The organism is Armatimonadota bacterium, from assembly GCA_031081675.1.
Lineage (GTDB): Bacteria > Sysuimicrobiota > Sysuimicrobiia > Sysuimicrobiales > Kaftiobacteriaceae > Calidihabitans > Calidihabitans tengchongensis.
Map to the genome: position 1 here is coordinate 25,728 of JAVHLZ010000002.1, position 7,339 is coordinate 33,066.

General features: G+C 72.4%; 10 protein-coding genes. All 10 read right to left on the minus strand.

What is annotated here, in order from left to right:
• Positions 1-26: 26 nt before the first annotated feature.
• The 10 genes from RB150_00930 to rnpA all read right to left on the minus strand — a co-directional run bounded on the left by RB150_00930 (position 27) and on the right by rnpA (position 7,323).
• Positions 27-755, minus strand: a complete 729-nt coding sequence (locus RB150_00930; GenBank protein MDQ7819106.1) for a phosphoribosyltransferase — start codon at positions 753-755, stop codon at positions 27-29.
• A 47-nt stretch (positions 756-802) separates the two neighbouring features.
• Complete coding sequence (locus RB150_00935) at positions 803-2,287, minus strand: pyridoxal-dependent decarboxylase (GenBank protein ID MDQ7819107.1); 1,485 nt, start codon at positions 2,285-2,287, stop codon at positions 803-805.
• A 12-nt stretch (positions 2,288-2,299) separates the two neighbouring features.
• Positions 2,300-2,854 (minus strand): HDIG domain-containing protein, encoded by a 555-nt coding sequence (locus RB150_00940; protein MDQ7819108.1) that lies wholly within the window; start codon positions 2,852-2,854, stop codon positions 2,300-2,302.
• A gap of 137 nt (positions 2,855-2,991) precedes the next feature.
• On the minus strand, positions 2,992-3,855 hold the full coding sequence (locus RB150_00945) for a ParB/RepB/Spo0J family partition protein (protein ID MDQ7819109.1): 864 nt from the start codon (positions 3,853-3,855) through the stop codon (positions 2,992-2,994).
• Complete coding sequence (locus RB150_00950; protein ID MDQ7819110.1) at positions 3,827-4,609, minus strand: ParA family protein; 783 nt, start codon at positions 4,607-4,609, stop codon at positions 3,827-3,829. Before RB150_00950 ends, RB150_00945 begins: the two co-directional genes overlap by 29 nt.
• Positions 4,610-4,679: 70 nt before the next feature.
• Complete coding sequence (gene rsmG, locus RB150_00955; GenBank protein MDQ7819111.1) at positions 4,680-5,345, minus strand: 16S rRNA (guanine(527)-N(7))-methyltransferase RsmG; 666 nt, start codon at positions 5,343-5,345, stop codon at positions 4,680-4,682.
• 46 nt (positions 5,346-5,391) lie between these two features.
• On the minus strand, positions 5,392-6,036 hold the full coding sequence (gene jag, locus RB150_00960; protein MDQ7819112.1) for an RNA-binding cell elongation regulator Jag/EloR: 645 nt from the start codon (positions 6,034-6,036) through the stop codon (positions 5,392-5,394).
• Positions 6,036-6,731: a YidC/Oxa1 family membrane protein insertase gene (locus RB150_00965; protein ID MDQ7819113.1), complete on the minus strand. Its 696-nt coding sequence runs from the start codon at positions 6,729-6,731 to the stop codon at positions 6,036-6,038. Before RB150_00965 ends, jag begins: the two co-directional genes overlap by 1 nt.
• A gap of 37 nt (positions 6,732-6,768) precedes the next feature.
• Positions 6,769-6,978: a membrane protein insertion efficiency factor YidD gene (gene yidD / locus RB150_00970; GenBank protein ID MDQ7819114.1), complete on the minus strand. Its 210-nt coding sequence runs from the start codon at positions 6,976-6,978 to the stop codon at positions 6,769-6,771.
• Between the two features lie 6 nt (positions 6,979-6,984).
• A complete protein-coding gene (gene rnpA, locus RB150_00975; GenBank protein ID MDQ7819115.1) occupies positions 6,985-7,323 on the minus strand; it encodes a ribonuclease P protein component in 339 nt (112 codons plus the stop codon).
• Positions 7,324-7,339 lie beyond the last annotated feature (16 nt).

A 7,339-nucleotide genomic window follows, 5' to 3' on the forward strand; every position in this document is an offset into this window, starting at 1 on the left:
CCGGGGGCGGGGGCGGCCGCCGTGCCTCAGCCGCCCGGCTCACCCGTGGCGTCGCGGCCTGCCGGGCGGGCGGCGAGGTCCGCGGGCAGCTGGGCGGCCCGGGCGCGCAGGAGGGCGACCACTTCCTCATCGGTGGTCTGCGAGAAGTCCTCGTAGAACTGACCCACGGCGTAGAACAGGGCCGGCGTGTGCAGGCACACGACCTGGTCGGCCTCCCGCCGCAGCCGCTCCACCGTCTCCGGCGGGGCCACCGGAACCGCCGCCACCAGCTCCCGCGGCCCCAGGGCGCGGACCGCCCGCAGGGCCGCGATCATGGTGGCGCCGGTGGCCACGCCGTCGTCGACGACGATGGCGGTGGCCCCGGCCACGTCGGGCAGGGGGCGCTCTCCCCGGTAGGCGTGCATCCGGCGCCGGATTTCCTCGGTCTGATACGCGATCTCCTGGCGCAGGTAGTCGTCGGGGACCCCCAGCGTGCGCACAAGCCCCTCGTCCAGGTACACGGAGCCGTCATGGGCCACGGCGCCGATGGCCAGCTCCGGATTGAACGGCGCCCGCAGCTTGCGCGGCACCACGACGTCCAGCGGGGCGTCCAGCGCGACAGCCACCTGATACCCCACCACCACGCCGCCTCGTGGCACCGCCAGCACGACCGGGCGACGATCCCGGCAGGACTGCAGGGCCTCCGCCAGCTGCGCTCCGGCTTCCCGGCGGTCGCGGAAGATCATGGGGGGAGTCGCCCGGGGCCATCCTTCCACGACCTCCCGCGGTTATCCTCCGCTGCCGCGGGTCCGCCCGCGGCCCCTCAGCGCGCCAGGCCGGCCGCCCGGACCGCAGCGGCCGTGGCCTCCTGGATCAGGTCCCACGCCTGGCGCACGTGGCGCTCCGTGGTGCGCAGATTGCCCACCGCCAGCCGCAGGGTCATCCGCCCCCGCAGCCGGGTGTGGGAGAGAAAGGCCCGGCCTGTGGCGTTGACGCGCTCGAGGACGTCCGCGTTGAGCCCGTCCAGTGTTTCCGGGCCCACCCGCCCGCGCAGCCCGGCCGGGTGGGCGCGGAAGCAGACCACCGACAGGGGCGCGGGCGCCATCCGCTCGAAGTCCGGGTGGGCATCCACCCACGCCGCGAACCGCTGCGCCAGCGCGATGTGATCCCGGATGCGCGAGGCGACGCCCTCGGATCCGAAGTACCGGATGACCATCCACAGCTTCAGACCCCGGAAGCGGCGGCCCAGCTGGATCCCGTAGTCCATCAGGTCCCGGACGCCCTCCCGATCGCGCTCGGGGGTCCGCAGGTAGTCGGGTACCAGGCTGAAGGCCCGGCGCAGCACCTCGGGGCGCCGGCAGTAGAACGCGCTGCAATCGATGGGCACGAACAACCACTTGTGGGGGTTGATCACCACCGAGTCGGCCCGCGCGCAGCCATCCAGGACCCACCGGTACTCCGGGGCCACCGCCGCCATCCCGGCGTATGCCGCGTCCACGTGCAGCCACAACCCCTCGCGCTCGCAGACGTCGGCGATGGCCGGCACCGGGTCGATGCTGGTGGTGGACGTGGTGCCGACGGTGGCCGCCACGCAGAACGGGCGCCACCCCTGCCGCCGGTCCTCGGCAACGGCCTCCGCCAGCGCCTGCGGGTCCATGCGGAAGGCGTTGTCGGTCGGGATCTTGCGCACGCCGTCCTGTCCCAGGCCCAAGACCAGGGCGGCCTTCTCGACGGAGGAGTGGGCCTGCTCGGACGTGTACAGGCGCAGGCGCGGCCCGCCGGCGAGGCCGCGCAGCCGCACCGGGTACTCGGCCACCGCCTCCCGGGCGGCGGCGATGGCGCACAGGCTGGCCACCGACGCGGTGTCCATGATCACGCCGAAGAACTCGCCCGGCAGCCCCACCATCTGCCGCAGCCACCCCAGCGCCACCTCCTCCAGCTCGGTGGCCGCGGGGGAGGTCTTCCACAGCATTCCGTTGACGTTGAGGGCGGCCGCCAGCATCTCCCCGAGAATGCCGGGCCCGGACCCGGTGATGGCGAAGTAGCCGAAGAACGCCGGGTGGTTCCAGTGGGTGATGCCCGGCAGGATCACCTCGTCCACATCGCGCAGGATGGCATCGACGGGCTCGCCCTGCCGCGGAGGCGCCGCCGGCAGCCCGCGGGCGATCTCGCCCGGCGCCGTGCGCGCCAGGACGGGATACTCTCCCACCCGCTCCAGGTAGTCGGCGATCCAGTCCACCACCCGGTGGGCGGCCCGCCGGAATTCCTCGGCGGGCATATCGCCCGCCGCCCCGCCGCGGACATCCATGGTCCCCTCCCGCTACAGCCCCAGCGCGGGCGCCGCCCGCTGCAGCGCCCGCAGGACCGTGGCGATGTGCTCGTCCAGGGGCACGCCCAGCTCGGCCGCCCCCCGGATCACGTCGTCCCGGTTCACCCCCCGGGCGAAGGCCTTGTCCTTCATCTTCCTCTTCACCGAGTCCACGTCGACCTCGGCCAGGCTGCGCCCGGGTTTGACCAGCGCCACCGCGATGATGAACCCCACCAGCTCGTCGACGGCGTACAGGGCCCTCTCCATCGGCGTGCGGCGCGGCACCCCCGAATAGTCGGCGTGGGACAGAATGGCCCGCGTCCACTCCTCGGGCACTTGCAGCCGGCGCAGCTCCTCCACCCCCACAAACGGGTGCCCGGCCTCCTGGGACGGGCAGCGCTCGTAATCCAGGTCGTGCAGCAGCCCCACCACGCCCCAGGTGTCTTCGTCCTCCCCGAACCGGCGCGCATACTCCCGCATGGCCGCTTCCACCGCCAGGAGGTGCTTGCGCAGGTTGGCGCTCTGGATCCACCGGCAGACCAGATCCCACGCCTGGTCCCGGCTCAGCCCACCGCCCGGGTGGTGCGGGTCACCGCTCACCGGCTACCCCTCCCAGGCGCCCCGCATGCCCGGATTGTGAGAAGATGACCCCTGATGAACATGTTCGTTCATGCGGTCATCGCGGGCTCCCTGGCAGGCGACCGTCAGCCCAGCAGGAGGTCCAGCAGCCTCTGGAGGTCGTCTTCCGACCGATAGGCAAAGACCAGCTTTCCCCGTCGGGTGCCCCCCACCACGCGGACGTCGGTGCCGTACCGTCTGGACAGGTCCTGCTCCACAGCCCGCAGGTGGGGGTCGGATCGCGCCGGGTGCCGCGGGCGCATTTCACGTGAAATAGACGACCGGACCAGGGCCTCGGTCTCGCGCACGGACAGGCCCCGCCGCTCCACCTTCTCCCACACCGCCAGCATTCTCTGGGCACTGCCCGCTCCCAGGATGGCTCGGGCGTGCCCCTCGCTGATCCTGCCGGCCTCCAGGCTGGCCTGCACGGGGGCCGGCAGCTGCAGGAGGCGCAGGGTGTTGGCCACCGCCGGCTGGCTCTTGCCGACGCGCTCGGCCACCTGTTCCTGCGTCAGGCCGAACTCCTCGACCAGCCGGCGGTAGGCCCGCGCCCTCTCCAGGGGGGAGAGATCCTGGCGCTGGAGGTTTTCCACCAGCGCCACCTCCACCGCCTGGCGGTCGTCCAGCTCCCTGATCACGGCCGGGATGGTCTGCAAGCCCGCCGCCTCCGCCGCCCGCCATCGGCGTTCCCCCGCGACCACTTCGAAGCGGTCCCCCACGGGGCGAACCACGATGGGCTGCAGGACCCCGTGACGGCGCACGGACTCCGCCAGCTCCGCCAGCTCCTGGGGGTCAATCTCCTGCCGGGGTTGAAAGGCGCCCGGGGAGAGCCTGGACAGCGGGATCTCCGAAGGGCGGTCGGGCAGGTCAGCCCCGGGGATCAGGGCGCCCAAGCCGCGGCCCAAGGCCCGGCGGCGAGGTTCAGGCGACGGCAGCGGGGATTCCGGCACGGGCGCGCACCTCCCTGGCCAGGCTGACGTATGCCTGAGCCCCACTGGACTGGGGAGCGTAGGTGACCACCGGCTGGCCGAACGACGGCGCCTCCGCCAGGCGCACGCTGCGGGGGATGACGGTCTGGTACACCTCGCGGGGGAAGTGGCGGCGGACCTCGGCGGCCACCTGGCTGGCGAGGGCGGTTCGCGGGTCAAACATGGTGAGCACCACCCCGCCCACCCTCAACTCCGGGTGGAGGCGCCGGCGGACCAGCCCCACCGTTTCCACCAGGCGCGACAGACCCTCCAGCGCGTAGTACTCGCACTGAAGAGGAACCATGACCTCGTCCGCGGCCACGAGGGCGTTGACCGTCAGCAGGCCCAGCGAGGGCGGACAGTCCACGAACACGAACTCGTACCACTCCCGCACGGGCCGCAGCGCATCCCGGAGGCGGAGTTCGCGTGACGGCAGGCTCACCATCTCCACCTCGGCGCCGGCCAGGTCCGGGCTGGAGGGCGCCACATCCACCCCCTTCACGGGGGAGGGCACGAGGGCAGAGGACAGGGACACTCCGTGGATCAGGACGTCGTACAGGGATGGCGCCGGCAGGGGCCGGGATATCCCCAGGCCGCCCGTGGCGTGCCCCTGGGGGTCGGCGTCCACCACCAGCACGCGCAGCCCGTCCAGAGCCAGAGCCGCCGCCACGTTGACGGCAGTGGTGGTCTTGCCCACTCCCCCCTTCTGGTTGGCCACCGCGACGACCAGTCCCATCTGCACACCCACATTCGGTACCGCCCCTGGCGGTCCTCCGGAACAGCCCCCTCCACCAGCCGGGACCCCCTCACGCCAGAGGACGGCGCCGCGGCACGCCCGGGCGGCGTGGGTAGGTGTCCGGGGTCGGGCGGGCCTTGGGAACGGTGACGACGACACGCCGGGGGCCCCCGGGAATGGAGACGTCCAGGAGGGTGGGTTTTCCCCCTCCCAGCACCTCCAGCGCCTTCCGGGACCGCTCCACCTCCTCGCCTGCCGCCGGGCCCTTAAGCAGGACCGCCTTTCCCCCGGGACGGATCAGAGGCAGAAGCAGCTCGGCCAGGACGGGCAGAGGCGCCACCGCCCGCGCCACCGCCACATCGAACGTTTCCCTCCGGGTTGCATCCCGCCCGACCGCCTCGGAGGGTTCGGCGATGACCTCGGCGGGCAGGTCCAGCTCCGCACACACCATCTCCAAGAAGGCCGCCTTCCTCCGCGAGGGCTCCACCAATGTCACCCTCAGATCCGGCCGGGCGATCAGCAGGGGAATGCCCGGCAGACCAGCCCCGCTGCCGACGTCCACGACGGCCGACTGGAAGGGGATGTCCGCGCGCAGGCACAGCAGGGAGTCGGCGACGTGAACCCGCGCGGCCTCGGCGGGATCGGCGACGGCGGTCAGGCGCGCCCGGCGACTCCAGGCTGCGAGAAGATCCAGGTAGCGTTCCAGGCGCGCGAGCTGGCCGTCGTCCAGAATCACCCCGACGGCGGCCGCCAGGTCGCGTATCCGGCGCCCGAGGGGGCTGTCAGGATTCAGTGGCGGAGGCAGCGTCTGCGTCCGTTCGGGGAATGACGACCACGCGACGGGCCTCCCCCTCGCCGCGGCTTTCGGTGGTCACGGCGGGATGCCCGGCGAGGGCGGTGTGGATCACCCGCCGGTCGGAAGCGGGCATGGGGTCGAGGACAACTTCCCGACCCTCCCTGACCGCCCGCTCGGCGGCCCGCAGGGCCTGCTCCCGCAGCGCCTGTACCCTCCTCTCCCTGTATCCTCCCGCGTCCACGGTGACCCGGACAGGAGACCGCACCCTGCGGCTCACCATCAGGCCCAGGAGGAGCTGGACCGCCTCCAGCGTCGTCCCCCGCCGCCCGATCAGCGCTCCCAGGTGCTCCCCGTCCACCGTGACCATCACGCCGCCGTCCTGCTCCCTGGCCCTCACCGTGCCCGCCACCCCCAGATAGTCCATCAGCCGCGCCATCATCTGGTGGGCCACGGCTGCCGGGGAGGGCTTGACCGCCACCCGGACCCGGGCGTCCCTCGCCCCCAGCCCCAGCATCCCTCGGGTACCGGGGTCGAGGACCTCGACCTCCACATCCTCCCTCTCCACCCCCAGCTCCTCCAGGGCCCGGGCGACAGCCTCTTCCACCGTCCGGCCGGTGACCTCCACCTGCATCACTTCTTCTTCACCCCCCTGGGGCGCTGGGGGAGAACCGCGGCGGCCGGGCGCGGAGAGGGCGCGGTACCCGGCCGCCCGACGATGAGCAGGTACTCGACGGCGTACGCGAGGGTGGAGACGATCCAGTACAGCGAGAGCCCGACCTGGACCTGGGTCGCGAACCAGGCGACCAGGACCGGCATGAACACAAACATGCGCGCCTGCTGGGGGTCGGTGACGGTCAGCCTCTGCTGAAGGTAGGTGGAGGCCCCCACCAGCACGGGGTAGATCGCGAGGATCGGGCTCTCCCGGATGGCGGCAAAGGTGGGAACCCTGTCCAGGGCCGCTCCCAGGAACGTCTCCCCGCCAAACAATCCCTGCCGCCTCAGGGCGATGAACAGGGCCCACAGGACCGGCAGCTGGACCAGCATCGGCAGGCAGCCGGCCAGCGGGTTGACCCCGTGGGACCGGTACAGATTCATGATCTCGATGTTCATCTGCTGCGGGTTGTCCCGGTACTTCTCCCGCAGCGCCTGCATCTGCGGACCCAGGGCCTGCATGGCCTTCATGGAGCGCAACTGCTTGCGGGTCAGCGGGTGCAGGGCGAGCTTGATGGCCAGGGTGAGCAGGATGACGGACCACCCGTAGCTTCCCGTCCACCCGTGAAAGACGTTCAGCAGGGCGACCAGGGCGTCGGCAATGGGGGTCAGCATGGGGGCGTTGTCCTTTCGCCTGCGAGTGTCCGCGCGCTCACGGGACGGGGTCGTACCCGCCGGGATGCCACGGGTGGCAGCGCAGCAGGCGGCGCAGGGCCAGGACCCCTCCCCTCCACGCGCCGTACCGCGCAACGGCCTCGGCGGCATACGCCGAGCAGGACGGGTAGAACCGGCACCTGGGCGGGAGCAGGGGAGAGATCAGCCTCTGGTAGGCGCGGATCAGTAGCAACACCAGCCGGGTCACGTCCCCTCACCTGTCGGGCCCGCCGTCAGCATCCACCACTCCGGCCTGCGCCAACAGCCTGCCCAGGACGCTCACCAACTGCGGGAACGGCCGCCGGTCTGCCGGCGGGCGAGCCACCACCACCACATCGTATCCGGATCGCATCCGGCCCGCCAGCCGCCGGAGGGCCTCCCGCACCCGTCTCCTCAGGCGATTGCGCCGCACGGCTCCCCCCGCCGACCGGCCCACGGCGATACCCACGCGCACCCCCGAGTGCCCGCCTGGCCGCACCACCACGCTCACGTCCGTACCCCCCGTCCGGCGGCCCTCCCGGTAGACCTTCTCGAACTCGGCGCGCCCCCGCAGGGATCCAAGCCGGGGC